Below are 25,425 nucleotides of genomic sequence, written 5' to 3'. Positions count from 1 at the left end.
CGAAGGCTGCGTTCGGCTGCGTAGCAGTCGTGAAATTTGTCACCTCGGTGCGGCTGATACACCTTGGATTCGGATTTCACGACCGCTTCGCGCTCGAACGCAGCCTTCGTACCTCGGCAGCTGCTTCGGGTGGAAAGGTTCAGGCAGCTTGTCTGGCTCCAGGCTTGAGCACCAGCCACAGCGCCACGGCGATCAGCAGCCCGCCATACAGGTGCGCCATTGACAGCGGCTCACCCAGGAACAGCGCGCCCCACAGCACGCCAAACGGCGGGATCATGAACGTCACGGTCATGGATTTGACCGGTCCAATACTTGTCAGTAAGCGGAAGTACAGGATGTAGGCAAATGCCGTGCACACCAGCCCCAGTCCCAGCAACGATAACCACACACTCATTCCACCCCAGCTCACCGGTGGCTGATTCATCACACTCAGGCCAAACAGGGGCAACAGGAACAGGGTTGCCCCAAGCATGCTGCCCAGGGCCGAAAGCCGTGGGTCAAGACCGCCTTGCTGGTCCAGCCAGCGGCGGGCCAGAAAGCCGGCAAAGCCATAAAAGGTGGTGGCCAGCAGGCAGGCGAGGGCGCCCATCAGCAAGTCCAGATTGAAAGCAACCGGCCCGGCCCGGGTCAAAATCCCTACACCGAGCAATCCCAGAAACACCCCGGCCATTTTGGTCAGGGTCAGTTTTTCGCTGAAAAACAGACCGCCAATCAACACGCCCATCAACGGGGTGGTGGCGTTGAAAATAGATGAGTAACCGGCAGGCAATACCTGGGCCGCCACCGAATACAGGGTGGCCGGAACGCCGGAGTTGATGACCCCCAGAATCAAAATGACCTTGAGCTTGCCGCCGAAATCCCAGCGCACGCGCATCAGCGCCAGGATCACCACCAGGCCCGTAGCGGCGATGGATACCCGAAAGAATGCAGTAGGAATGGTCCCAAGCACTGGTGCGATGATCCGCATAAACAGAAAGCTGGCGCCCCAAATGCCTGCTAACGACAGCATGCGCACCAAATCGACAAGTCTCACGGGATTTTCCTTAAAAGGTTTAAGCCGCGCAGTGTAGGGGATGCAGCGGACAAGACAACGCGCTAATTCCTACAGATTCGTGCATAAGCGCCCAAATCTGCGACAATCCGCCCCCTGCATTTACGAAGATTTTGCGCACCTGATGACTGACGAATCGCCTGCTATCGACCAACTGTTGAAAAACCTTGATCAAGCCATGATCGCCGATCGCCACAAGCTGCGTCGGCAACTCCATGAGCTGCGCAAAAAGCCTGACGAGGCCAAGCTGGCCGTTTGGGCCGAGCGGGTCCAGGCATCCTGTGCGCAGGTGACAGCACGGGCGGCCAGTGTGCCGTTGATTCGCTATGACGAAAATCTGCCGATTGCCGCCAAGCGAGATGAGATCAAGGCGGCGCTGCTCAAGCATCAGGTGTTGATTCTGGCGGGTGAGACCGGCTCGGGCAAAACCACCCAGTTGCCGAAAATCTGCCTTGAAATCGGCCGTGGACAGCACGGTCTGATCGGCCACACTCAGCCGCGCCGGATCGCTGCGCGCAGCGTTGCCAGCCGGGTAGCCGAAGAGCTGGGCACGCCACTGGGCGCATTGGTCGGCTATCAGGTGCGATTTGAAGATCAGAGCGATTCCAATACCCTGGTCAAGTTGATGACCGATGGCATCCTGCTGGCCGAAACCCAGCACGACCGCTATCTCGAGCGCTATGACACGATCATCGTCGACGAAGCTCACGAACGCAGTCTGAACATCGATTTCCTGCTGGGTTATCTGAAGATTCTGCTGCCTCGCCGTCCGGACCTGAAAGTCATCATCACGTCGGCAACCATCGATCTGGAGCGCTTCTCCAAGCACTTCAATGACGCGCCAATTGTCGAGGTGTCGGGCCGTACCTTCCCGGTCGAGACCTGGTATCGCCCGTTGACCTCCGAGCAGGACGAAGAGGGCAACAATGTCGAAGAAGACCTGAGTGTCGATCAGGCCATCATTGCCACGCTGGACGAAATTGCGGCCTTCGAGCGCAGTGAGCGCAAAAGCCCTGGCGACGTGCTGGTGTTTTTGCCCGGTGAACGCGAAATTCGCGATGCCGCCGACATGTTGCGCAAGGCGCAGCTCAAGCACACTGAAATTTTGCCGTTGTACGCGCGGCTGTCGCCTGCCGAACAGCAGCGGATTTTCCAGTCGCACCCGGGCCGTCGTGTGGTACTGGCGACCAACGTGGCGGAAACTTCGCTCACGGTTCCGGGCATTCGCTATGTGATCGACAGTGGTACGGCCCGTATCAGTCGTTACAGCTACCGGGCCAAGGTACAGCGCCTGCCGATCGAGGCGATTTCCCAGGCCAGCGCCAACCAGCGCAAGGGTCGCTGCGGCCGGGTCGAACCGGGTATCTGTGTGCGGCTGTATGCCGAAGAAGACTTTAACGGCCGCCCGGAGTTTACCGATCCCGAGATTTTGCGTACCAACCTTGCGGCAGTAATCCTGCAGATGCTGCACCTGCGTCTGGGCGAAATTACCGCATTTCCGTTTATTGAGCCGCCGGATGGCAAGGCGATCACCGACGGTTTCAACCTGCTGCAAGAGTTGTCGGCGGTTAACCGCGAGAATCAGCTCACGCCGCTGGGGCGCCAGTTGGCACGTTTGCCGGTGGACCCGCGCATGGGCCGTATGTTGCTCGAAGCCGCCAAGCTCGGCAGCTTGCAGGAAGTATTGATTGTCGCCAGTGCGATGTCGGTGCAAGACCCGCGTGAGCGACCGCCGGAGCGCCAACAAGCGGCGGATCAGGCCCACGCGCAATGGAAAGATGTCGACTCTGACTTCGCCGGTCTGATCAACGTATGGCGCGGCTTTGAAGAGCAGCGCCAGGCGTTGACGGCCAGCCCGTTGCGTAACTGGTGCCGCAAAAACTTCCTCAACTACCTGCGGTTGCGCGAGTGGCGTGATTCCCATCGGCAATTGAGCCTGATCTGTCGCGATATGCAGCTCACGGTCAATCAAGAGCCCGCCGACTACCCGAAGTTGCACAAGGCGGTGCTGTCCGGTTTGCTGAGCCAGATCGGTCAAAAAACCGAAGACGGCGATTACCTGGGCGCGCGTCAGCGCCGGTTCTGGATTCATCCCTCGTCGGGTCTGGGCAAAAAGCGCCCGCAGTGGTTGATGACCGCCGAACTGGTAGAGACCACCAAGCTGTATGCGCGCATGGTGGCCAAGATCGAGCCGGACTGGATCGAACCGCTGGCCGGGCATTTGATCAAAAAGAACTATTTCGAACCCCATTGGGAGAAGAAGCGCGGGCAAGTGGTGGCTTACGAGCAAATCACCTTGTTCGGCCTGATCGTGGTCGGTCGCCGTGCCGTGCACTACGGGCCGATTGACCCGGTACTGTCCCGTGAGTTGTTTATCCGTGAAGGGCTGGTGCGTGGCGAGATTCAGTCCCGTGCCAAGTGCCTGACCGCCAATGCGCAGTTGCTGGAGCAGCTCGACGAGCTGGAAGCCAAGGCCCGGCGCAGGGACATCCTGGCCGACGAAGAAACCCTGTATGCGTTCTATGACGCCCGCCTGCCCGCCGAGATTCATCAGACCGCGACCTTTGACAGCTGGTACCGGGTCAACAGCCAGAAAGACCCGCAGCTGTTGATCATGCGCGAAGAAGACGTGCTGGCCCGTGAAGCCACCGAAATCACCGCCCGGCATTACCCGGACACGCTGCACTTGGGTGATCTGACCCTTGAGCTGAGTTATCACTTTGAACCCAACCACCCCCGTGATGGTGTGACGGTCAAGGTGCCTGCGCCGTTGCTGCCGGTATTGCCGCCTGAGCGGCTGGAATGGCTGGTGCCCGGCATGATCGAAGCCAAGTGCATCGCTCTGGTGCGCAGTTTGCCCAAGGCGTTGCGCAAAAACTTTGTACCGGTGCCTGACTTCATCAAGGCGGCATTGGAGCGCATGGAATTTGCCCAAGGTTCACTGCCACAGACCCTGGGCCGCGAACTGCTGCGCATGACCGGTGCACGGGTCAGTGACGAAGCGTGGGCAGAGGCCGCGCAGCAGGTCGAAAATCATCTGAAGATGAACATCGAGGTGGTCGACGCTGATGGCAAGTTCCTGGGTGAGGGACGTGATCTGGCCGAGTTGACGGCGCGTTTCGCCCAGGCCAGCCAGGCGGCACTGGCCGTACCGCAAACGGCGAAAAACCAGCAGCCGGTGGAGGCCAAGGTGTTCGCCCCGGTTGCCGAGAAGACCCAGCAAAAGATCGCGGGCCTGTCGATGACGGTCTATCCGGCGTTGGTGGAAGAGGGCAATACGGTCAAGGAGGGGCGTTTCTCGACTCCGGCCGAGGCTGAATACCAACATCGCCGAGCCTTGCAGCGCCTGTTGATGCAACAACTGGCGGAACCCGCGAAGTTCTTGCGCGGCAAGCTGCCGGGGCTGACCGAACTGGGCTTGCTGTATCGTGAGCTTGGCCGGGTCGAAAGTCTGGTCGAAGACATTCTGCTGGCCAGCCTCGACAGCTGCATCCTTGAAGGCGAAGCGGTATTGCCTCGTGATGGTGCCGGGCTGGCCTCACTGGCCGAGCGCAAGCGCGGAGCCTGGACCGAGCATGCCGAAAAGCTGGCCAGGCTGACGCTGGATATTCTCAAGCTCTGGCACGGTCTGCAAAAACGCTTCAAAGGCAAGATCGATCTGGCCCAGGCGGTTGCCCTGAATGACATCAAGCAGCAGTTGAGTCATCTGGTGTATCCGGGTTTTGTCCGCGAAACCCCGGCCATATGGCTCAAGGAGCTGCCGCGTTACCTCAAGGCGATAGAAATGCGTCTTGAGAAACTGCCGGGCCAGGTTCAAAAAGACCGGGTCTGGAGCGGTGAGCTGAGCGGGCTTTGGGCGCAGTATCAAGCGCGTGCCACCAAGCACGCCCAGGAAGGCAAGCGCGACCCGCAGCTTGAGTTGTACCGCTGGTGGCTGGAGGAATACCGCGTGTCGTTGTTCGGCCAGCAACTGGGTACCAAGGTGCCGATTTCGGACAAGCGCCTGGGCAAGCAATGGAGTGTGGTGGACGCTTGAGCCCCTGTGACTTGTGGGAGCGGGCTGGCTCGCGATGCAGGCAACGCGATCGGGTACCTGTACCGTGTCGATGCAATCGCGAGCAAGCCCGCTCCCACGGAGATTGACCGTAACATCCGCAAATAACGCCAAATGCTGGCATTTATGGCAAACTTCGCGGCTATCGACAGCTGAATACATATAGAGGAACGACCGTGCATAACGTCGTCATTAGCGGCACCGGCCTGTATACCCCGGCCAACAGCATCTCCAACGAAGAGCTGGTGCAGTCTTTCAATACCTATGTGCAACAGTTCAACGCGGACAACGCCGAGGCTATCGAGGCCGGTGATGTCCAGCCTCTGGCCGAATCGAGCGCTGCATTTATCGAAAAGGCATCGGGCATCAAAAGCCGCTTTGTGATGGACAAGGACGGCATTCTTGACCCGCAACGCATGCGCCCGCACTTGCCGGCCCGTAGCAACGACGAAATGTCGGTGCTCTGCGAAATGGCCGTTGGCGCCGCCAAACAGGCGCTGGAACGAGCGGGCAAAACAGCTGCCGATATCGACGGCGTGATTGTGGCGTGCTCCAACCTGCAACGCCCGTATCCTGCGATTGCCATCGAGGTGCAACATGCGCTGGGCATTCAGGGTTTTGGTTTTGACATGAACGTGGCTTGTTCTTCGGCGACCTTCGGCATTCAGACCGCCAGCAACAGCGTCCAGTTGGGGCAGGCCCGCGCAGTGCTGCTGATCAGCCCTGAAGTGTGCACCGGCCACTTGAACTTCCGTGACCGTGACAGCCACTTTATCTTTGGTGATGCGGCGACGGCGGTGGTTGTCGAGCGTGCAGACCTGGCAACGTCCGAGCATCAGTTCGATATCGTCAGCACCAAATTGCTGACCACGTTCTCGAACAATATCCGCAACAACTTCGGCTTCCTTAACCGTGCTTCTGACGAGCCTGCTGACAGCCCGGACAAACTGTTCGTACAAGAAGGCCGCAAGGTGTTCCGTGACGTATGCCCGATGGTGGCTGAGCTGATCGGTCAGCATCTGCAAGAGAACCAGCTGGACGTTGAGCAGGTGAAGCGCTTCTGGCTGCACCAGGCCAACCTGAGCATGAACCACCTGATCGTGCGCAAATTGTTGGGGCGCGAAGCTTCCATCGAAGAAGCACCGGTCATTCTCGATACCTACGCCAACACCAGTTCGGCCGGTTCGGTCATTGCCTTCCATACGTATCAGGACGATCTGCCAAGCGGTGCGTTGGCGGTACTGAGTTCGTTCGGTGCCGGTTATTCGATTGGCAGTGTGATTTTGCGTAAACGTTAATCGCGCAGTGCTCGATCAGACGAGGTATCCATGACCGCTGCTGATGACTCAGAACTGCTCAAACGGCTGTTGAGTGGTGAGCAGCGGGCTTTTCGCGATCTGGTTAGCACCTATCAAAGCGCGATGCGTGCCGTGGCCTATGCGATCGTCGGCAATCGACATGCCGACGAGGTGGTACAAGACGCATGGCTTTCCGTAGTGCGCAATCTGTCCGGGTTTGAGGGCCGTTCCAGCCTGAAAACCTGGCTATTGACCATCACGGCCAATTCCGCAAAAAACCGCTACAAGCAAAATCGCCGTGAAGTGCTGCTCGACGATTTGCCTTCGCCTCACGGCACCATAGACGATGACCGGTTCAGCAGTGATGGCCACTGGTTGCTGGCCCCGTTTGCCTGGCACCAGGACACCCCCGAAGCCCTGCTCACGGAAGACGAGTTGCGCGAATGCCTTGAGCAAACCCTTCTCAGCCTGCCGCAGCTGCAGAGCAGTGTGCTGGTGTTACGCGAGCGTCAGGGACTTGAACTTGAAGAGATCTGTAATATTCTCGAACTGTCGCTCTCTAATGTGCGGGTGCTGGTGCATCGAGCCCGACTAAAAGTCTTTGCGACTGTGGAACACTTCGAGGAAACCGGCGAATGTTGAGCTGCAAACAGCAAGTAGCGCGCTCAAGCGACTATCTGGATGGCCAGCTGAGCGTTCGTGAGCGGTTGCTGGTGCGCCATCATCTGATGTTTTGTCCTAACTGCCGCCGTTTCATCAAGCAAATGCGTTTGATGAGCGCCGCGTTGAAAAAACTTCCCGAACCGTTACCCTCGGACCTTGAGCAAACGGTTGAGCGAATGATGCGCGAGCAATCGCGCTAAAGAAGAAGCATGGGCGAGGGTGTCGTCGGTGGATGTGATGGGGGGCCGACGCCAGCCTCGCTCTGCTGTTCTGACACAAAACGCCGAACGGGTTCGGCGTTTTGTTATGACGGGACGCTTTTAGAACTTGGCTTCCAGGTCCAGTTGCAAGGTGTTGGCCTTGGCATCTTTCTGGGTGGACGTTACGTAGTCAGCCTTGGTCAGGAAGTACGTCAGGCCAACACCAAAGTTCTTGTCGATTTCGTAACCCACTTTGAACTTGTGACCGCGTGAACCGGTAGTACCGTTGGCAAAGTCGGAGTCGGTGAAGGCGCCGACCACGGCGTTACGCTGAAGGTCGCGGTAGTTGTAGTCCAGGCTGAAGGCATTGAGCTTGCTTTTGAAACCCACCAGCCAGGCGTCGTCCTGATCGCTGTCGGTGGCGGCGTTGTGTACGTACTGGCCGTAAAGGGACAGAGGCAGCGGCAGGTTGGCGATATCGACCTGGCCGAAGCCTTCGTACAGGCGGAACTCGCTGGTGCTGTTGCCGTTAACGGCCAGGGCGCAAGGGGTTGTCTTGGTCCCGGTGGTAGGGCAGGCACTGTCCTTGTCATTGTCGTAGCTGTAAACGCTACCGCCCAAGGTCACTTTCAGGCTGTCTGTGGGGGCGAATTTTGCACCCAACTGACCTGCGTACAGACGCAAGTCATGACGGAATTGCACGCCGTCGCCGTCGACGTTGTCCTTGAGGGTGTAGTAACCGGCGCTACCGAACATCTCGACGCCGCTGTTCCCCAGGTTGTGCTTGTAAGTGGCAGCCAGGCCTTCGGGGTTGATATCGCTATCCCAGATCACATCACCCATGCTGACCCAGGGCTGAGCCATCTTGCCGGCGATCAGGTGCAGGTCCTTGACGGCAGTCGGGTGATAGTCGATGAACGCCATGTCCAGCCACAACTGCTTCTTGTCGAAGTAGTTATCCAGATCCTGGTTGGTGGAGCGCGCATCGTCGCCGCCGCCAGTGGCGATACGAATACCGGTGTTCACTTGCGGGTTGATTTCGGTGTAGGCACCCAGACGGGCACGAATGCGCTGACGATCCTTGTTCTTGCCATCGGACTCGCCATCAATCTTGATGTTTTCGTGACGAACCCGGACATCCCCCTTGAGTTCGGTTTTAGCTGCCCAGGCGACTTTTTGTTCGAAGGCGGTGAGGTCGGATTTTTTGACCTGATTGGCCGCAGCTTCTTGCTTGGCTTGATTCTCACTGGCGAGTTCAGTTTGCAGCTCGGAGTACTGAGCTGGCGAAATGGAACCGTTGGCTTTCAGCATTTCGAGCAGTCGGGCATCGACTGCTGCGCTGGCCGGAACGCTCATGGCCAGTACCAGGCCACCACACAGTCCAGCCGCAACCCGTGTAGAAACAAGACGCATTGTGAATCTCCCAGTGCAGAGGTGGCCTTGGCCACCTCAAGAAAAATCGGCCCTATACGGGCTCACGTTAACGAGGCTTGGGTGTGTCATGAGCGTGTTGGCAAACAGGTCACTCATAACCTCGTGATCTAAGAAGCGGCGCCAGTATCGCGGCTGGATATGACAGAAAAGTGGCAGTCTGATAGCAAGTCAGTGACACTCGCGGAGGTCGCCAAACCTGCAGGAGCCGGGCTTGCCCGCGCAGGCATCACGGCGTGACACCAGCGCCCACCTCGGTTGCGGTGCTACCATCGCGGCTCACATGTCGCGCCCGGGGATTCTCAATGCCGTTACAACGACTGGACAGCCTGTCCGCCATCACTGCTCAGGAATGGGATGGGCTGGTGCCGGTGGAGCAGCCGTTCTTGCGGCACGCTTTTCTCAGCGCGCTTGAAGACAGCGGCTGCCTGGGCCCGCATTCCGGCTGGCAGCCCGAGCACTTGCTGCACTACGAAAACGGGCGGTTGCAAGCAGCGTTACCCAGCTACCGCAAGTGGCACTCCTACGGCGAATATGTGTTCGATCACGAATGGGCGCAGGCCTGCGAGCGGGCGGGCATTGAGTACTACCCCAAGCTGTTGACGGCCATACCGTTCAGTCCGGTCAGTGGTCCTCGTTTGTTGGCCGCCAGTGCCGAGGACGGGATGGAGTTGCTGGCGGCTTTGCCCGGTTATCTTGAGATTGAAGGGCTCTCCAGTGCCCATATCAATTTCACCGATACGCTGGCCGATACAGCCCTGGCGCAACAGCCCGGCTGGATGCAGCGGCTCGGTTGCCAGTTTCATTGGCAGAACCGCGAGTACCGCGATTTTCAGGACTTTCTTGATGCCCTGAGCTCCCGCAAGCGCAAGCAGATGCGCAAAGAGCGCGAGCAAGTGGCCGCTCAGGGGTTCGAGTTCGAATGGTTGGAGGGTCAACAGGTCAGTGAGGCGCAATGGGACTTTGTCTACGCCTGTTACGCCAATACCTACGCAGTACGGCGACAAACACCTTACCTGACGCGGGCGTTTTTCAGTCTGCTGGCCGAGCGTATGCCCGAATCCATTCGCGTGGTCCTGGCCAGGCAGGGCTCGACCCCGGTAGCGATGGCGTTCAGCCTGATCGGTGGTGACAGTTTGTATGGTCGTTACTGGGGGTGCCTGGCCGAGTTTGATCGCCTGCATTTCGAGACATGTTTCTACCAAGGCATGGATTACGCCATTGCTCAGGGCATCAAGCGTTTTGATGCCGGTGCCCAAGGCGAGCACAAGCTGATCCGCGGCTTTGAGCCGGTGATCACTCACTCATGGCATTACCTGCGTCATCAGGGGCTGAAATCGGCTGTCAGTGACTTTCTGCAGCGTGAGCGGGCAGGGGTGCTGGCGTATGCAGAGGAGGCGAGGTCGGCGCTGCCCTACCGGCAGGCCTGAACCTCGCCGCCTTGATGCTCAGCTGTCCTGTTTGCCCAGCCATCGATAGGTCAGTGCGCCAATCGCTGCGCCCACCAGTGGCGCCAGCCAGAACATCCACAGTTGTTGAAGCGCCCAGCCGCCCACGATCAAGGCCGGGCCTGTGCTGCGTGCCGGGTTGACCGAGGTGTTGGTGACCGGGATCGAGATCAGGTGGATCAGCGTCAGCGCCAAACCTATGGCGATCGGAGCGAAGCCTGCAGGGACTCGCGTGTCAGTGGCGCCCATGATGATGAGGATGAACATGGCCGTCATCACCACTTCGCAGACCAGTCCCGAGATCATCGAGTAGCCACCGGGAGAATGGTCGCCATAGCCATTGGCTGCCAGCCCGCTTGCAGCCAGATCAAACCCGGGTTTGCCGCTGGCAATGAAGTACAGCAGTGCGGCGGCGATGATGCCTCCCAGAACCTGGGCCACGATGTAAGCGGGTAGCTCTTTTGCAGGGAACCGGCCACCCACCCACAGCCCGAAGGACACGGCGGGGTTCAGATGACAGCCTGAAATATGCCCGATAGCGAATGCCATGGTCAGTACGGTAAGGCCAAAAGCCAGTGCGACCCCTAGCAGCCCGATACCCACGTTGGGGAAGGCTGCAGCGAGTACTGCGCTGCCACAGCCGCCAAGAACCAACCAGAAAGTGCCTACCAACTCAGTTGCCGAACGTTTGAGCAAGGTCATTTGAAGGTCCCGGATAGATAAATCTATCGAGCAATTGAAGCTGCGTCGCGTCCTGCGGTTAACTACAGAACTCTCCCGAATCCTGTTTTAAGTACAGCACTCGCCCGGGTTTTTTCCAGTGCCATAAAAAACGCCAGAGACCTTTGAAACCGGGCGCTGGCGTGGTGTTTCACGGGCTTTACACTTGCGTGTTTTTGGTCTCAGTCGATGCCTACAAAACCACCCGTTTGATGTTGCCAAAGCCGTGAGTACAGACCTCCCCGTGCGAGCAGTTCACTGTGGGTTCCGGTTTGAGCGATATGGCCGTTTTCCAGCACCACCAGACGGTCCATGCGGGCGATGGTTGAAAGGCGGTGGGCGATGGCAATGACGGTTTTGCCCTGCATTAGGGTTTCGAGGCTTTCCTGGATCGCGGACTCGACTTCGGAGTCCAGTGCCGAGGTGGCTTCGTCCATGATCAGGATCGGTGCGTTCTTGAGCAGTACCCGTGCAATGGCAATGCGCTGGCGTTGACCGCCGGACAGCTTGACGCCGCGCTCGCCCACGTGGGCGTCAAAACCGGTGCGGCCCTGAGCGTCGGACAGAAGCGGGATAAACTCATCGGCCCGGGCTTTTCGCACGGCTGCCCACAGTTCTTCGTCGGTAGCGTCAGGTTTGCCGTACAGCAAGTTGTCACGAATCGAGCGGTGCAGCAGCGAAGTGTCCTGGGTAATCATGCCGATCTGTTCGCGCAGGCTTTCCTGGGTTACGTCGGCGATGTTCTGATCGTCGATAAGGATGCGACCGCCTTGCAGGTCGTACAGGCGCAGCAAGAGGTTGACCAGGGTCGACTTGCCCGCGCCGGAAGGTCCGATCAGGCCGATTTTTTCGCCGGGTTTTATCACCAGGTTGAGGTCGCTGATGATGCCGCTGCGTTTGCCGTAATGGAAGTCGACGTGCTCAAAGCGCACTTCACCGCGGCTGACAGTAAGGCGTGGTGCCTGTTCGCGGTCAGTGACGGCAATGGGTTGTGCAATGGTTTGCAGACCGTCCTGCACCATGCCGATGTTTTCAAAAATACCGTTGACCACCCACATGATCCAGCCGGACATGTTGACGATGCGGATCACCAGGCCGGTGGCCAGGGCGATGGCACCGACGCTGATCAGCGACTGGCTCCACAGCCACAGCGCCAGGCCGCTTGTGCTGACGATCAACAAGCCGTTCATGGTGGTGATCGTGACGTCCATGCTGGTGACCACGCGGCTGGCCAGCCGGGTTTTTTCGGTTTGCTCGATAATGGCTTCGCGAGCGTACTGTTGCTCGAAATTGGTATGGGCAAACAACTTCAGGGTGGTGATGTTGGTGTAGCCGTCGACGATACGGCCCATCAGTTTTGAGCGCGCATCGGAGGACACCACGGAGCGCTCTTTGACCCGGGGGACGAAGTAGTACAGGGCGCCGATGTAGCAGGCGATCCAGATCAGCAGCGGAATCATCAGGCGCCAGTCGGCTTCGGCAAACAATACCAGTGAGCTGATGGCGTAGATCAGCACGTGCCACAGGGCGTCGACCGCCTGAACGGCCGAGTCACGCAGCGAGTTGCCGGTTTGCATGATGCGCTGGGCAATGCGGCCGGCAAAGTCGTTCTGGAAGAAGTTGAGGCTTTGCTTGAGCACATAGCTGTGATTTTGCCAGCGGATCATGCTGGTCATGCTCGGGCTCAGGGTCTGGTGCACCAGCAGGTCATGCAGGCCGAAGAACACCGGGCGGATGATCAGGGCCACCACGGCCATCCAGATCAGTTCGCTGCTATGGACCTTGAAGAATTCGGTATTGGGCGTGCCCTGGGTCAGATCGATCAGCGTGCTCAGGTAGCTGAACAGCGAGACTTCGATCAGTGCCGCTATCAGCCCGATCACCAGCAAGGCGACAAACATGGGCCAGACCTGGCGCAGGTAGTAGAGATAAAACGCCCAGACAGTGCTGGGAGGGGCTGCGGTAGGGGCTTCGCGGAAGATATCGATCAGTTGTTCGAAACGGCGATAAAGCATGGGCACTGACGCCCGCAGCGCGGGCTCTCCTTTAGTTGACGTTACCCATCCCGTAGCAGTAACGCAGCCTCGTTCCTTCGGCAGCTGCTACGGGGCACAGGTCAAAGCTCCCTGCTGTGTGCAGCCTGTCAGTCGATACGCTTGGCCGACTTGATCAGCACCGGGTCGATCGGCACATTCTGCATGCCTTGTTTGGTGGTGGTTTGCGAGTTGACGATCTGGTCAACCACATCCATGCCATTCACCACCTTGGCAAATACGGCGTACCCGGCGTCACGGCCCGGATCCAGAAACGCGTTGTCTGCCACGTTGATGAAGAACTGGCTGGTGGCAGAGTTCGGGTTGGAGGTGCGAGCCATCGACAGGGTGCCGCGCACGTTATGCAGGCCGTTACTGGCTTCGTTCTTGATCGGATCGCGGGTCGGCTTTTGCGCCATCTGCGAGGTGAAACCGCCGCCCTGCACCATAAAGCCCGGGATCACACGGTGAAAAATGGTGTTGTTGTAGAAGCCGCTGTCCACATACTTGAGAAAGTTGTCAGTGCTGATCGGAGCCTTGACCGGATCCAGTTCGATTTCGATCTTGCCGAAGCTGGTATCCAGAACGACATGAGGTGCCTTGGATGTATCGGCAGCCATCAGGTTGGCAGCAAACAGCATGGCGCCAGCGGCAAGTGCAATTTTTTTAAGCATGGTTCAGTGATCCTGGAAAGTGGGGTGACTGTTCAATGCCACAAGGCAGTGGCGCCCTGTGGATTGAACCAATGCCCGTGCTACATCCGGTAGTGGCAGATGTTCACGGGCGGCGGGTGTTGGACAGGATATTCTCGAATCGGGTTCCTGCCCACTGATCTTCACGCTTGCTGCGGTGCTGCAAACGGTGCATCCAGCGGGGCCGTGTCAAAAGTTTGCAGCAGTTCAACCAGGATTTGTGTGGCAGGGCCCAGAGGCTTGTCCTTGTTGGCGTACAGGAAAAATACCGGGTGACGCTTGCCGCCCTGATTGAGCGGCAACGGTTTGAGCACACCTTCCTTGAGTTCGCGCTCGATCATGTGCCGCGGCAACCAGGCAAAGCCCAGCCCGCTGCCCACGAAGGCGGCCGCCGTAGCCAGGCTGCCGACGGTCCAGCGCTGTTCGGAGCCGAGCCAGCCCACGTCACGGGGCTGTTGGCGCCCGGAGTCACGAATCACGACTTGCAGCTGGCTTTCGAGATCCTGGAAATGCAGTTCCCGTTGCAGGCGATGCAGGGGGTGGTCGGGGTGAGCCACGGCAACAAACTCCACGGTGCTCAACTCGGTGCCCAGGTAACCGGGAATATTGAAGCTGCTGATGGCCAGGTCAGCCACGCCTTCGAGCAGGACTTCTTCGACGCCGGACAGCACCTCTTCGCGCAGGCGCACGCGGCAACCACGGCTTTGCGGCATGAAGGCGGTCAGGGCACGCACCAGCCGTGCATTGGGGTAGGCCGCGTCGACCACCAGGCGGACCTCGGCTTCCCAGCCTTGCTCCATGTGATGGGCGAGGTCTTCGAGCTGGCTGGCCTGCTTGACCAGTTGCCGGGAGCGGCGCAGCAGCACGCCGCCCGCCTCGGTGAGCACCGCCTTGCGTCCGTCGATCCGCAGCAGCGGCACGCCGAGTTGATCCTGCATGCGGGCCACGGTGTAGCTGACAGACGACTGCGAGCGATGGAGGACTTCGGCGGCTTGAGCAAAGCCGCCGTGGTCGACCACCGCTTGTAGGGTACGCCATTGATCAAGGGTCACGCGGGGCGCTTTCACGATGATTACCTCTGAATGGGAGTGCTGACAGGATACCGCTAAATAAACAGGTTTATAGATAGGTTGTAGCAAATAAATGCGCTTTTTAATCGAACCAATGCTCTCTATTCTCTGCGCCATCGCCTTACCGTATTTACAGATGGAGCTTATCCGCCATGTCCAACGTTCTGATCATTGAAAGCAGCGCACGCCAGCAGGACTCATTCTCCCGACAGTTGACCCGGCAGTTCGTCAGCCAATGGCAAGCGGCACATCCAACTGATCAAGTGACCGTTCGTGACCTGGCCCTGAACCCGGTGCCGCATCTTGATGCCAACCTGTTGGGTGGCTGGATGAAGCCCGAAGCGCAACGCAGCGCTGACGAGCATGTTTCCCTGCAGCGCTCCAATGAGCTCACCGATGAGCTGCTGGCAGCGGATGTACTGGTACTCGCGGCCCCGATGTACAACTTTGCGATTCCGAGCACTCTCAAGGCCTGGCTTGACCACGTACTGCGGGCTGGCGTGACGTTCAAGTACACCGAAACTGGTCCGCAAGGACTGCTGGTCGGCAAGAAAGCATATGTTTTGACTGCACGCGGCGGGCTATACGCGGGTAGCACCTCGGACCATCAGGAACCCTATTTGCGTCAGGTCATGGCCTTTATCGGAATTCACGATGTGACCTTTATCCATGCCGAAGGCATGAACCTGGGCGGTGACTTCCAGGAAAAAGGTTTAAACCAGGCCAAGGCCAGGCTGTCTGCAATCGCATAGGCTGTTAATCGACAGATAATCGCTGAATGGCTTAATCGCTTCATTGCTCCTTCAAGCATGCGGTTCGCGCATCGAACCTCCCTTTGCACTTTTTTGAGTGCTCGTACCCGATCAGCCATAGCGCCGGATCGGGTTTTTTTTGTCCGGGTTTTGCAGGGTGATGGTAAAGGTTGATGGAAAACCGCTAAGGTCGCGGACTTTCTGATGCGCTCGCGGGTGTTTTTGCCGGCAAGCCGTTTCGATTTCCTGGGCGAGAGATTCATGGGCTATCTGTTAATTGTCACCTTGATTCAAGCATTCTCCTTCAGCCTGATTGGCGAGTATCTGGCTGGACATGTCGACAGCTACTTTGCGGTGCTGGTGCGTGTGGTGCTGGCGGGGCTGGTATTCATCCCCCTGACGCGCTGGCGTCAGGTAGAGCCTGGCTTTATGCGTGGCATGCTGCTGATCGGTGCCCTGCAGTTCGGCATCACTTACGTCTGCCTGTACTTGAGTTTTCGGGTGCTTACAGTGCCGGAGGTGCTGTTGTTCACCATCCTCACTCCGCTGCATGTGACCCTGATCGAAGATGCCCTTAATCGCCGTTTCAACCCGTGGGCGCTGGTGGCGGCACTTGTAGCTGTGGCGGGGGCGGCGGTCATTCGCTTTGACAGCATCAGCCCGGACTTCTTTGGAGGCTTCCTGTTGCTGCAATTGGGCAATTTCACCTATGCCGCCGGGCAGGTGTTGTACAAGCGCCTGGTGGCGCGTTACCCGAGCGACGTGCCGCATTACCAGCGGTTTGGTTTCTTTTATCTGGGGGCTTTGGCAGTGGTGTTGCCGGCCTTCCTGCTATTTGGCAAGGCCAACTTCCTGCCTGAGGCTCCCTTGCAGTGGGGTGTTCTGGTATTTCTGGGGCTGATTTCTACGGCGCTGGGCCTGTACTGGTGGAACAAAGGCGCGTGCATGGTCAGGGTTGGCACGTTGGCTGTGATGAACATTTTGCATGTGCCGGTCGGCCTGTTGATCAGTTTGCTGATCTGGAACCAGCACGAGCCGCTGGGGCGACTGTTCATCGGCGGGCTGGTGATTGCATTTGCCGTGTGGATCAGCCGGCTAGACCGCAGGGCTGTGACGGTCTAAGGTCAACCACAGTCCATCTATCGCCTAAAGGGAGAGTCGGAATGACAGTCAGGGTGTTGATCTTGCCGGGCCTGTTCAATTCGGGAACAGAGCATTGGCAATCTCACTGGGAACAGCGCTACAGCGGGCTGCACCGGGTCAAGCAGGAGAACTGGGAAACCCCCGTTTGTACGGATTGGGTGCAGAACCTGCAGAAAAAGATCACCAAGAGTGAGCGTCCTGTGGTGCTGGTGGGCCACAGCCTTGCCTGCACGCTGATTGCCCGTTGGGCGCAGCAGCACCCCAAAGAGGCGCGACGTGTGCGCGGGGCACTGCTGGTCGCGCCCAGCGATACCGAAGCTGACAGTTGTCCGCCAGGCACAACGGGTTTCAGCCCGATGCCGCTCAATACCCTGCCTTTTGACGCAATTACCGTCGCCAGTACCAACGACCCCTATGTCACCCAGGAGCGGGCCAGCGCATTCAGCGATGCCTGGGGCAGCGAACTGGTATGGCTGGAAAATGCCGGGCATATCAATGGTGAGGGGGGGTATGGCAACTGGCCCCAAGGGATCGAGTTGTTGTTCAAGCTCACAGGCGATCCACAGTTCAAGCAAGCCTGAGCTCATTCCGGGTGATGGAACTGTGGGAGCAGGCTTGCACGCGATGGCATCACCCGAATCGCGAGCAAGCCCGCTCCCACAGGGTTCAATCGTCTTTGGACAGCTCCAGCGGAGTATTCAGCTTGCTCAGCAATCCTTTGCGCAGGTCATTGCCGCTCGGTTGCTGATACATGCTGAGCCCGAATTCGGGCAGCACTGACAACAGATAGTCGAAAATATCGCCCTGGATTTGCTCGTATTCGCTCCACACCGTGGTCCGGGTAAAGCAATACACCTCAAGGGGTACACCCTGTGGCGTGGCTTGCATCTGGCGGACCATGCAGGTCATGTTCGGTTGAATGTCGGCATGGCTTTTCAGGTAGGCCAGGGCATAGGCGCGGAAAGTGCCTATGTTGGTCATGCGCCGACGGTTGGCAGACATGGCCGCGACATTGCCCTGGGCTTCGTTCCAGCTTTTGAGCTCTGCTTTCTTGCGATGCAGGTAATCGCTCAACAGGCGTACCTGTTCCAGGCGCTGCTCCTGCTCATCGGTCAAAAAAGCAATGTCGGCGGCGTCAATAAACAGGCTGCGCTTGATCCGGCGTCCGCCGGACTGCTGCATGCCACGCCAGTTTTTGAACGATTCGGACATCAAACGCCAGGTCGGAATCGAGACAATGGTTTTGTCGAAGTTCTGTACTTTGACGGTGTGCAGGGTGATGTCGATTACATCGCCATCGGCACCGACCTGCGGCATCTCGATCCAGTCGCCTACGCGCAGCAAATCATTGCTGGTCAACTGCACGCTGGCCACGAACGACAACAGCGTGTCCTTGTAGACCAGCAGAATGACCGCAGACATTGCGCCAAGGCCGGAGAGCAGCAGCATTGGCGAGCGGTCGATCAGGGTTGCGACAATGATGATTGCGGAAAACACATACAGCAGCATTTTAGTCAGCTGAATGTAGCCCTTGATCGGCCGGGTCTTTGCGTAATTGGTGCGCGAATAAATATCGAGCAAGGCATCCAGCAGTGAGCTGATCACCCGCGTGAGCACAAAAATGGTTATGGCCAGCGCCAGGTTGCCAAGGAAGTGGCGACCGTTGTCGCTCATGTCCGGCACCAGGTTGCGTCCGAACTGCACCATCAGGGAGGGGGTCAGTTGCGCCAGGCGATGGAACACCTTGTGTTCGCGTAAATCGTTGATCCAGTGCAGGGCCGGCTGACGGCCCAGGATTTTGGTCACGCGCAACACCACGATGCGTGCTAGGTAACCGGCCAGCAGGGCAATGCCCACCAGAACGATCAGACCCAGCATGGCACTGACCCAGGGATGTTGATCCAGGTTTGCCCACAGGGTCTGGATTTGGGTCCAGAGTGGTTGAGTTTCCATAAGCTAAAACGATATCCCAGTAATAAATGGCCATGGGATTAGAGCACTTCAGAGCAATTTATGGGCTCAGGTTGGACTAAAGACCCTAAAAAACCATTTGTTTCATGCCGTTCGTGCAAAGTAACTCGGCCTTGGCGCTCGAAACCGTTACTCTATGCCGCTGATTTTTTGTATTTCTTCGAGGTAGCACCCGTGTTTTCCGATTTCGCCCTGCACGAACGCCTGCTTAAAGCTGTGGCCGAGCTTAAATTTGTCGAGCCTACGCCTGTGCAAGCAGCGGCCATCCCGCTCGCGCTCGAAGGGCGTGACCTGCGGGTTACAGCTCAAACCGGGAGTGGTAAAACTGCCGCTTTCGTACTGCCGATTCTGAATCGTCTGATTGGTCCAGCCAAAATCCGCGTAAGTATCAAAGCGTTGATTCTGCTGCCGACCCGCGAGCTGGCACAACAAACGCTCAAGGAAGTTGAGCGTTTTTCGCAGTTCACGTTCATCAAGTCCGGCCTGATCACCGGCGGTGAAGACTTCAAGGTCCAGGCCGCCATGCTGCGCAAGGTGCCGGATATCCTGATCGGCACCCCGGGGCGTTTGCTGGAGCAACTGAACGCCGGCAACCTCGACTTGAAAGAAGTTGAAGTGCTGGTACTCGACGAAGCCGACCGCATGCTCGACATGGGCTTCTCCGAAGACGTCCAGCGTCTGGTCGACGAGTGCCCTAATCGCCAGCAGACCATGCTGTTCTCGGCCACCACCGGTGGTTCGGGTCTGCGCGAGATGATCGGCAAGGTGTTGAACAATGCCGAGCACTTGCAGCTCAATCAGGTCAGCCAGCTGAACGCTACCACGCGTCAGCAAATCATCACCGCTGACCACAACCAGCACAAAGAGCAGATTGTTAACTGGCTGCTGGCAAACGAGACGTATCAAAAAGCGATCGTTTTCACCAATACCCGCGCTATGGCGGACCGTATCTACGGTCGTCTGGTGGCTCAGGACTACAAAGCGTTTGTCTTGCACGGTGAAAAAGACCAGAAGGACCGCAAGCTGGCCATCGACCGCCTGAAGCAGGGCGGCGTCAAGATTCTGGTAGCCACCGACGTGGCGGCCCGTGGCCTGGACGTTGAAGGCCTGGATCTGGTGATCAACTTCGATATGCCACGCAGCGGCGACGAATACGTGCACCGTATTGGTCGTACGGGTCGTGCGGGTAACGATGGCCTGGCCATCTCGTTGATCTGCCACGGCGACTGGAACCTGATGTCCAGCGTCGAGCGCTACCTGAAGCAGAGCTTCGAGCGCCGCACCATCAAGGAAGTCAAAGGCGTTTACGGTGGTCCGAAAAACGTCAAGGCCTCGGGCAAAGCTGTTGGTGTGAAGAAGAAAAAAACCGACGCCAAGGGTGTCAAGAAGAAGTCGGGCGCCAAGGCTCCGACCAAGCGCAAAATTGCCAACCGCCCGAAGACCGATGCACTGTCGTTGGTCAGCAAGGACGGCATGGCTCCGCTCAAGCGCCGCAAGCCAGAAGCACCGGCTGCTGAATAAAGCGCAGGTGTAACCTACAAAAAACCCGGCCTGTGCCGGGTTTTTTGTTGCCTGAAAAGCCTGCTGGCGCTGCGGTTTTTCAGGTAAGTCGAGGTGATGCCATCGCGAGCAAGCCCGCTCCCACAGTGAAGGGGGAAATCACAGGTTTTGAAGACGCCCCAAAACCTGTGGGAGTTGGCTTGCCTGCGATGCTGGCGCTGCGGTTTGTCAGGTAAGTCGAGGTGATGCCATCGCGAGCAAGCCCGCTCCCACAGTGATGGGGGAAATCACAGGTTTGAAGACGCCCCCAAACCTGTGAGCTGACTTGCCCGCGATGCTGGCGCTGCGGTTTGTCAGGTAAGTCGAGGTGATGCCATCGCGAGCAAGCCCGCTCCCACAGTGATGAGGGAAATCACAGGTTTTGAAGACGCCCCAAAACCTGTGGGAGCTGGCTTGCCTGCGATGCTGGCGCTGCAGTTTGTCAGGTAGATCGACTTCGCGAGCAAGCCTGCTCCCACCATAAATCAGGGCTCAGTAAAAAGTCCGTTCGGCCTTGAATGTCAGCAAGCCATCACACTGGGCGTTTTGCCCCGAATACGCTGAACAGTCTGTGCCGTCCAGGCTGGAGTCGCTGTAGATCAGGTCCAGGTCGATGCCCATCCAGGGGCGGGAAAATTTTATCGACCAGTCATTGAAAGCACTCACGCGGCCACCATCGGCAATGGATACGGGGGAGCCCAGTTGGTGGGTGGTGTATTTCATGCTCACTCCGATACCGAAGGGCTGGTTGACACCCAGGTCGGCAAACAGCGTGCTGTCGCGTCGGTCCGGGTCGTTGCTGAAGGCGGCGCCAAAGCGCGTGCCCAGCACGGTCAGGCCGGCAAAAATCTGCTGACTGTCCAGTGAGTCGAGTTTGGGGTAGCTGTAGTGGATTACCCCCAGCTCATAGCTCAGGGTTTGGTCGAAGGGGTGTTTGTAGCCCAGGTAGGAATCAACTTCCAGATTGCTGCCAGGCTTGATGCCCATGGTGGGTGCCCATTGGCCTGCGTACCAGCCACTGTCATGGGTCAGGTCCAGGCCGCCATGAAAGGTCGAGCCGGGGCTTGTAGGCTTGACCAGGCCCTGAGCCATGCTGCGGCTGGGCTGTGTGGCCAGTTTGAGGTCGAAGTTGCCCAGTGCGCGGGAAAAGACCTGTGCATCCACAATCGTGCTGGCCAGCAACGTGCCGGTCAGCAGTACCGCCCGTGTGAGCATAATCGGCTCCCTATATGGGCTCAAAGGCTTGATTCAGAGCCTTTGGAGCATACGCAGGAATATCGGCAATAAAGTGCCGTTCGTCGATTTATCGATTCGAATCAGGGATGTGGCGCAAGGGTGGGATAAATCGATAGTCCTAGCGCCTTGGAAGGCAAAGCGCAAGAGGACCAGATGACGCGAGGGGGTATTACTTCTTGCCGAGCGTGATTTGCTTGGACGGGCCAAAAGTTTGGCCGCTGACGCCTTTGTTGATTTGCTGGATCTCGCCGCCGGATTTCAAGAATGCTTCGATTTGAGCATTGATGGAATCACTGGTTTCTACAGCGGGAGCTGGCTTTGCTTTGCTGGCAGATGCTTTAACGCGCATGGCGGCTATTGACCTTTAGAAAATAACTTGGCCAGCGATAGTACCAGAAATACTTGACAATTGCTTGTTAAATATCTTCGTAAAATAATAGAGGTGGTGTCGGCGAAGACATAAGCAAGTGTCTAATTGCCTGCTAACTCGCTGTTTTAATTCATAACAGTGGAGGGATTTTAAACATGTTCAGGTGCTGCCGGACGGGAGGGTGGCCTCCTGCAGGCTGACGAGTGGCAGCCTGACAGCGTTAGAAAATCCTGATAAATCAAACCTTTCACAGATTTTTTGAATACCGGGTCGCGGCGCTCCAATTTGCCCCCCTAAACTCGGGTAGAATGCCGCCTACGTAATGAGGGTATTGGACATGGCTTTAATCGGTCGCTACAACAGTTTGCAAGTGGTTAAACATACAAGTTTTGGTTTGTATCTCGATGGCGGGGCAGACGGCGAAATCCTGTTGCCGAATCGTTATATTCCCAAAGATATTCCCAGTGAAGATGAAGACTGGCTCAACGTATTTGTTTATTTGGACAGCGCTGACAAGTTAATTGCCACCACTGAAAAACCAAAAGTTCAGGTCGGTGAGTTCGCCAGTCTTAAAGTGGTTGAAGTTAACAGCATTGGTGTATTCCTCGATTGGGGTCTGCCAAAAGATTTGCTGCTGCCGTATTCCGAAGAAAAACGCCAGATGACCGCCGGCGAATATGTCGTGGTGCACGTCTACCTCGACAAGCACACACGCCGTATCACCGCGACTGCCCGCCTGGACCGTTATCTGGACAAAACCCCGGCCAACTATCAGGTAGGCCAGGAAGTTGATCTGTTGGTGGCCGAGGCCACGGACATGGGTTTCAAAGCCGTGATCAACAACAAGCACTGGGGTTTGATCCACAAAAATGAAATCTTCAAGTTCATGCGTGCGGGCAAGCAAGAGAAAGGTTTCATCAAGGAAATCCGCGCTGACGGCAAAATCAGCCTGAGCCTGCAACCGGTCGGCCAGGAAGCAGCCAGCAGCCTGAACTCAAAGATCCTCAGCAAGTTGCGCGACAATAACGGTGTGCTGGCAGTCAGCGACAAAAGTGCTCCTGAAGTGATCAGCAACCATTTTGGCGTCAGCAAGGGCAACTTCAAAAAAGCCATTGGCGCGCTGTACAAGGAAGGCAAGATTGCGATCCACCCGGACCGCATCGAATTGATCTGAACTGACGCAGGGAGGCTGGCGAGATGAGCAAGGCAGTGTGGGCGTATATCGGTGCGTTACTGGCTTTTCTGGTGCTCGACGGCCTGTGGCTCGGCGTGCTCATGAGCTCTACCTATAAAGAGCTGCTGGGCTCGTTGATGCTGGCGCAGCCCAAATGGGGCCCGGCCATCGTGTTCTATCTGATGTACGTGCTGGGCGTGGTGTTCTTTGTCGTGCTGCCGGCCCTTGCCCGGGCCAGTGCGCGCAGAGCTGCACTGGCCGGCGCGTTCTTCGGGCTGGTCGCCTATGGCACTTACGACATGACCAACTGGGCGACGCTGCAAGGCTGGTCTGCCCAGTTGGCTTTGATGGACATGGCGTGGGGCGGGTTGTTGACCTGTCTTGCTTCATTGTCGGGTTACTGGACGGCCCGCAAGCTGGCGTCCTGACTCTATTTTTTTGCACGTTAAACACTGTGCTGTTCTGCATTTGTGCGGGCGTAGCTTTTTTTCGGGTGGACTATGAGTGTTACGCGGCGTGCAACGGATGCATTCGCACTGCAGGTCATGCTGGGCTTATGCCTGATCTGGGGCGTGCAGCAAGTCATCATCAAAATTGCCGCACCCGACATCGCCCCCGTGATGCAAGCGGCCTTGCGCTCAGGTATTTCGGCGCTGCTGGTGGGTCTGTTGATCTGCTGGAAGGGTGGCTGGAGCCAGGTGCCCGCCACCTGGCGTGGCGGCTTGCTGGCCGGTAGCCTCTTCGGCCTTGAGTTCTTTTTCATTGCCGAAGGGCTGCAACTGACCAGTGCTGCGCATATGTCGGTATTCCTCTATACCGCGCCCATTTTTACCGCCCTCGGAATCAACTGGCTGTTGCCCAGCGAGCGTTTACGGCCGTTGCAATGGCTGGGGATCATTCTCGCGTTTGCCGGGATAGCCTTTTCTTTTGCCGGGGGGATTTCGTTCGCCAACATGGACCGCAACATGCTGCTGGGCGATGTCTACGGGATTCTGGCAGGCATGGCCTGGGGGGCGACCACGGTGGTAGTGCGCGGCTCCCGGTTGTCGGAAGCGCCAGTCACCCTGACCCTGTTCTACCAACTTGTCGTAGGTTTTTTCGGATTGTTGGTAATTGCAGCGGCCAGCGGCCAGATCACCCATGTCAGCCTGACCACCGTCGCAGTGGCCAGCGTGTTGTTTCAGGGTTTGGTTGTGTCGTTCTTCAGCTACCTGGTGTGGTTCTGGCTGCTCAAGCGCTATATGGCTTCCAATCTGGCGGTGTTCTCATTCATGACGCCCCTGTTTGGCGTGACCTTCGGTGTGCTGGTGCTTCACGAGCCCCTGAGCGTCAACTTTGTGGTGGGTGCGATTCTGGTGCTGTGCGGCATCACGTTTGTCAGCGCTGAGCAGTGGGTGCGCCGCAAAGTGCGCGCTCTGCTGGGGCACTGATCGACTTCCAGGCAAGCACGCCAGCAAGCAACAGCCCGCTGGCGGCAATGATCAACGCCGGTTGCAGTCCACCGCTGAAATGGCTGCTGAGGGCTGCCAGCAATGGTCCGGACAACTGGCCCACGGCAAAGCAGGCGGTCAACAGGGCTGCGTTTCGGGCGGTGGCGCGGGGCGCCAGATCCCGTGAGCGCTGCATGACCAGCGACATGCAGGCCAGAAACGGCGTGCCGCACAGGATCACACCCAGGGCCAGGCCCGCGCTGCTCGGTATCAGGCACGCAAGTACGCCAAAGGCCTGAACCCACAGCGCGCCCATCAGCCAATAACGGGTGGTGGCAGGGCGATGACGACGAAAACTGATCAGTACCACGCCAATCGCGGCGCATAGCCCGAAGGCAGGCCAGAACAGATCGGCTTGCCATTGGCCGTGAAACCGTGCGTTTGCCATCTGTGACAAAAACGTCGCAGGAATGATGTACCCCAGGCCATACAGCCCATAAATCGCCCCCAGTCGTGCGATTCCGGGTTGGCGGCTGTCAGGTGCTGAGGTGTGGGTTTGTGCGGCAGTCGAAGCCGGTTGTGGCAGGGCGGGCCAAATCACCAGCAGCATCAGCAGCGCCGCCACGGCATAGATCATCCAGAGGGTGGCCGAGTTTTGCCCGGTTACATTGGCTGCCAGTGCCAACAAGCCGGTAAGCATCACGCCAAGACCGGGCCCGGCAAACACCAGGGCGCCCAGGCGTGGCCGATTTTCAGTGAGAGCTATGTGCTGACTAAGCGCGGTAATCATGACCATCACCCAGGCACTGGCGATACCGGAACCAAACCGCAAGAGCAGGTGCGGCCAAAAACCGTAGGCCCAGTACGAAACCAGAGTCAGCAGGACACACAGCCACAGGCCAGTGTGCAAACGGCCGCGCACCTGCTCCGGGCGCCGGGCGCGCATGGCATCCAGTGCACCGAGCAGATAGCCAAGGTAGTTGGCGGCAGCAATCAGCCCGGCGCCGGTCAGGTCGATCTGTCCTTCACCAATCAAGTGAGGCAGTTGCGGGGTCAGGGAGAAGCGTCCAATGCCCATGGCCATCATGAGCGCGATAAAGCTGGCGAGTAAGCGGATCAGGGGCGACATGCTGCAGGTTCCTGGGTGAAG

General features: G+C 58.0%; 22 protein-coding genes. 12 read left to right on the top strand and 10 right to left on the bottom strand.

Annotated elements, in window-relative coordinates; genetic code table 11:
- Positions 1 to 139: 139 nt before the first annotated feature.
- Positions 140 to 1,033 carry a DMT family transporter gene (locus AACY07_RS19505; RefSeq protein WP_339476899.1) on the bottom strand — a complete coding sequence of 298 codons (894 nt, stop codon included), beginning with the start codon at positions 1,031 to 1,033 and terminating at the stop codon, positions 140 to 142.
- 142 nt (positions 1,034 to 1,175) lie between these two features.
- Here AACY07_RS19505 and hrpA point away from each other — a divergent pair, with 142 nt between their 5' ends.
- From hrpA to AACY07_RS19485, 4 genes are all read left to right on the top strand, one after another.
- Entirely contained in the window at positions 1,176 to 5,087 is a 3,912-nt protein-coding gene (gene hrpA / locus AACY07_RS19500) for an ATP-dependent RNA helicase HrpA (RefSeq protein ID WP_339476897.1), read from the top strand.
- Between the two features lie 194 nt (positions 5,088 to 5,281).
- Positions 5,282 to 6,403 carry a beta-ketoacyl-ACP synthase III gene (locus AACY07_RS19495; protein WP_339476894.1) on the top strand — a complete coding sequence of 374 codons (1,122 nt, stop codon included), beginning with the start codon at positions 5,282 to 5,284 and terminating at the stop codon, positions 6,401 to 6,403.
- A gap of 30 nt (positions 6,404 to 6,433) precedes the next feature.
- Positions 6,434 to 7,045 carry an RNA polymerase sigma factor gene (locus tag AACY07_RS19490; protein ID WP_326397609.1) on the top strand — a complete coding sequence of 204 codons (612 nt, stop codon included), beginning with the start codon at positions 6,434 to 6,436 and terminating at the stop codon, positions 7,043 to 7,045.
- Entirely contained in the window at positions 7,039 to 7,266 is a 228-nt protein-coding gene (locus AACY07_RS19485; protein ID WP_339476891.1) for an anti-sigma factor family protein, read from the top strand. The genes AACY07_RS19490 and AACY07_RS19485 overlap by 7 nt, the downstream gene beginning before the upstream one ends.
- A 120-nt stretch (positions 7,267 to 7,386) precedes the next feature.
- Here the strand turns inward: AACY07_RS19485 and AACY07_RS19480 are convergent, their stop codons facing one another.
- Positions 7,387 to 8,679 carry a putative porin gene (locus AACY07_RS19480; RefSeq protein WP_339476888.1) on the bottom strand — a complete coding sequence of 431 codons (1,293 nt, stop codon included), beginning with the start codon at positions 8,677 to 8,679 and terminating at the stop codon, positions 7,387 to 7,389.
- 323 nt (positions 8,680 to 9,002) lie between these two features.
- Between AACY07_RS19480 and AACY07_RS19475 the strand changes: the two genes are divergently transcribed.
- Positions 9,003 to 10,127 (top strand): GNAT family N-acetyltransferase, encoded by a 1,125-nt coding sequence (locus tag AACY07_RS19475; RefSeq protein WP_339476885.1) that lies wholly within the window; start codon positions 9,003 to 9,005, stop codon positions 10,125 to 10,127.
- A gap of 18 nt (positions 10,128 to 10,145) precedes the next feature.
- On the opposite strand, the gene aqpZ is transcribed toward AACY07_RS19475, so the two are convergent.
- The 4 genes from aqpZ to AACY07_RS19455 all read right to left on the bottom strand — a co-directional run bounded on the left by aqpZ (position 10,146) and on the right by AACY07_RS19455 (position 14,657).
- Positions 10,146 to 10,847 (bottom strand): aquaporin Z, encoded by a 702-nt coding sequence (aqpZ, locus tag AACY07_RS19470; protein ID WP_133078984.1) that lies wholly within the window; start codon positions 10,845 to 10,847, stop codon positions 10,146 to 10,148.
- A 200-nt stretch (positions 10,848 to 11,047) separates the two neighbouring features.
- Positions 11,048 to 12,880, bottom strand: coding sequence for an ABC transporter ATP-binding protein (locus tag AACY07_RS19465; protein ID WP_339476882.1), 1,833 nt, complete (start codon positions 12,878 to 12,880; stop codon positions 11,048 to 11,050).
- Between the two features lie 128 nt (positions 12,881 to 13,008).
- On the bottom strand, positions 13,009 to 13,572 hold the full coding sequence (locus tag AACY07_RS19460) for a peptidylprolyl isomerase A (protein ID WP_019828735.1): 564 nt from the start codon (positions 13,570 to 13,572) through the stop codon (positions 13,009 to 13,011).
- Positions 13,573 to 13,733: 161 nt separating this feature from the next.
- A complete protein-coding gene (locus AACY07_RS19455) occupies positions 13,734 to 14,657 on the bottom strand; it encodes a LysR family transcriptional regulator (protein WP_133078986.1) in 924 nt (307 codons plus the stop codon).
- A 155-nt stretch (positions 14,658 to 14,812) separates the two neighbouring features.
- Here AACY07_RS19455 and AACY07_RS19450 point away from each other — a divergent pair, with 155 nt between their 5' ends.
- The 3 genes from AACY07_RS19450 (at position 14,813) to AACY07_RS19440 (ending at position 17,136) form a co-directional block, all read left to right on the top strand.
- The gene (locus tag AACY07_RS19450) at positions 14,813 to 15,412 is read left to right on the top strand and encodes an FMN-dependent NADH-azoreductase (protein ID WP_339476879.1); all 600 of its coding nucleotides are present in this window, start codon (positions 14,813 to 14,815) and stop codon (positions 15,410 to 15,412) included.
- 261 nt (positions 15,413 to 15,673) lie between these two features.
- On the top strand, positions 15,674 to 16,534 hold the full coding sequence (locus AACY07_RS19445; protein ID WP_219262939.1) for a carboxylate/amino acid/amine transporter: 861 nt from the start codon (positions 15,674 to 15,676) through the stop codon (positions 16,532 to 16,534).
- A gap of 41 nt (positions 16,535 to 16,575) precedes the next feature.
- Complete coding sequence (locus tag AACY07_RS19440; RefSeq protein ID WP_339476876.1) at positions 16,576 to 17,136, top strand: RBBP9/YdeN family alpha/beta hydrolase; 561 nt, start codon at positions 16,576 to 16,578, stop codon at positions 17,134 to 17,136.
- A gap of 85 nt (positions 17,137 to 17,221) precedes the next feature.
- Here AACY07_RS19440 and AACY07_RS19435 read toward each other — a convergent pair whose 3' ends face one another.
- Complete coding sequence (locus AACY07_RS19435) at positions 17,222 to 18,508, bottom strand: mechanosensitive ion channel family protein (protein ID WP_339476873.1); 1,287 nt, start codon at positions 18,506 to 18,508, stop codon at positions 17,222 to 17,224.
- A 192-nt stretch (positions 18,509 to 18,700) separates the two neighbouring features.
- On the opposite strand from AACY07_RS19435, the gene AACY07_RS19430 reads away from it, so the two are divergent.
- Positions 18,701 to 20,047 carry a DEAD/DEAH box helicase gene (locus AACY07_RS19430; protein ID WP_133078990.1) on the top strand — a complete coding sequence of 449 codons (1,347 nt, stop codon included), beginning with the start codon at positions 18,701 to 18,703 and terminating at the stop codon, positions 20,045 to 20,047.
- Positions 20,048 to 20,557: 510 nt separating this feature from the next.
- On the opposite strand, the gene AACY07_RS19425 is transcribed toward AACY07_RS19430, so the two are convergent.
- Positions 20,558 to 21,280, bottom strand: coding sequence for a TorF family putative porin (locus AACY07_RS19425; RefSeq protein WP_339476871.1), 723 nt, complete (start codon positions 21,278 to 21,280; stop codon positions 20,558 to 20,560).
- 190 nt (positions 21,281 to 21,470) lie between these two features.
- On the bottom strand, positions 21,471 to 21,650 hold the full coding sequence (locus tag AACY07_RS19420; RefSeq protein ID WP_003441690.1) for a hypothetical protein: 180 nt from the start codon (positions 21,648 to 21,650) through the stop codon (positions 21,471 to 21,473).
- Positions 21,651 to 22,008: 358 nt separating this feature from the next.
- Between AACY07_RS19420 and AACY07_RS19415 the strand changes: the two genes are divergently transcribed.
- From AACY07_RS19415 to AACY07_RS19405, 3 genes are all read left to right on the top strand, one after another.
- Positions 22,009 to 22,845 (top strand): CvfB family protein, encoded by an 837-nt coding sequence (locus AACY07_RS19415; protein WP_219262941.1) that lies wholly within the window; start codon positions 22,009 to 22,011, stop codon positions 22,843 to 22,845.
- Positions 22,846 to 22,868: 23 nt separating this feature from the next.
- Positions 22,869 to 23,273, top strand: coding sequence for a DUF2177 family protein (locus tag AACY07_RS19410; RefSeq protein ID WP_133078993.1), 405 nt, complete (start codon positions 22,869 to 22,871; stop codon positions 23,271 to 23,273).
- A gap of 72 nt (positions 23,274 to 23,345) precedes the next feature.
- Complete coding sequence (locus AACY07_RS19405) at positions 23,346 to 24,275, top strand: DMT family transporter (protein WP_339476868.1); 930 nt, start codon at positions 23,346 to 23,348, stop codon at positions 24,273 to 24,275.
- Here the strand turns inward: AACY07_RS19405 and AACY07_RS19400 are convergent.
- Complete coding sequence (locus AACY07_RS19400; protein WP_338648450.1) at positions 24,223 to 25,404, bottom strand: MFS transporter; 1,182 nt, start codon at positions 25,402 to 25,404, stop codon at positions 24,223 to 24,225. The genes AACY07_RS19405 and AACY07_RS19400 overlap by 53 nt on opposite strands.
- Between the last annotated feature and the right edge of the window lie 21 nt (positions 25,405 to 25,425).

It is taken from the genome of Pseudomonas sp. RL_5y_Pfl2_69 (assembly GCF_963970465.1).
Lineage (GTDB): Bacteria > Pseudomonadota > Gammaproteobacteria > Pseudomonadales > Pseudomonadaceae > Aquipseudomonas.
This window is presented reverse-complemented; position numbering and strand designations above follow the sequence as displayed.

Bases quoted from the DNA above. Each gene is read 5' to 3' on its own strand.
- hrpA (WP_339476897.1), top strand. From the start codon at position 1,176: ATGACTGACGAATCGCCTGCTATCGACCAACTGTTGAAAAACCTTGAT.
- AACY07_RS19490 (WP_326397609.1), top strand. From the start codon at position 6,434: ATGACCGCTGCTGATGACTCAGAACTGCTCAAACGGCTGTTGAGTGGT.
- AACY07_RS19485 (WP_339476891.1), top strand. From the start codon at position 7,039: ATGTTGAGCTGCAAACAGCAAGTAGCGCGCTCAAGCGACTATCTGGAT.
- AACY07_RS19480 (WP_339476888.1), bottom strand. From the start codon at position 8,679: ATGCGTCTTGTTTCTACACGGGTTGCGGCTGGACTGTGTGGTGGCCTG.
- AACY07_RS19475 (WP_339476885.1), top strand. From the start codon at position 9,003: ATGCCGTTACAACGACTGGACAGCCTGTCCGCCATCACTGCTCAGGAA.
- aqpZ (WP_133078984.1), bottom strand. From the start codon at position 10,847: ATGACCTTGCTCAAACGTTCGGCAACTGAGTTGGTAGGCACTTTCTGG.
- AACY07_RS19465 (WP_339476882.1), bottom strand. From the start codon at position 12,880: ATGCTTTATCGCCGTTTCGAACAACTGATCGATATCTTCCGCGAAGCC.
- AACY07_RS19460 (WP_019828735.1), bottom strand. From the start codon at position 13,572: ATGCTTAAAAAAATTGCACTTGCCGCTGGCGCCATGCTGTTTGCTGCC.
- AACY07_RS19450 (WP_339476879.1), top strand. From the start codon at position 14,813: ATGTCCAACGTTCTGATCATTGAAAGCAGCGCACGCCAGCAGGACTCA.
- AACY07_RS19445 (WP_219262939.1), top strand. From the start codon at position 15,674: ATGGGCTATCTGTTAATTGTCACCTTGATTCAAGCATTCTCCTTCAGC.
- AACY07_RS19440 (WP_339476876.1), top strand. From the start codon at position 16,576: ATGACAGTCAGGGTGTTGATCTTGCCGGGCCTGTTCAATTCGGGAACA.
- AACY07_RS19435 (WP_339476873.1), bottom strand. From the start codon at position 18,508: ATGGAAACTCAACCACTCTGGACCCAAATCCAGACCCTGTGGGCAAAC.
- AACY07_RS19425 (WP_339476871.1), bottom strand. From the start codon at position 21,280: ATGCTCACACGGGCGGTACTGCTGACCGGCACGTTGCTGGCCAGCACG.
- AACY07_RS19420 (WP_003441690.1), bottom strand. From the start codon at position 21,650: ATGCGCGTTAAAGCATCTGCCAGCAAAGCAAAGCCAGCTCCCGCTGTA.
- AACY07_RS19415 (WP_219262941.1), top strand. From the start codon at position 22,009: ATGGCTTTAATCGGTCGCTACAACAGTTTGCAAGTGGTTAAACATACA.
- AACY07_RS19410 (WP_133078993.1), top strand. From the start codon at position 22,869: ATGAGCAAGGCAGTGTGGGCGTATATCGGTGCGTTACTGGCTTTTCTG.
- AACY07_RS19405 (WP_339476868.1), top strand. From the start codon at position 23,346: ATGAGTGTTACGCGGCGTGCAACGGATGCATTCGCACTGCAGGTCATG.
- AACY07_RS19400 (WP_338648450.1), bottom strand. From the start codon at position 25,404: ATGTCGCCCCTGATCCGCTTACTCGCCAGCTTTATCGCGCTCATGATG.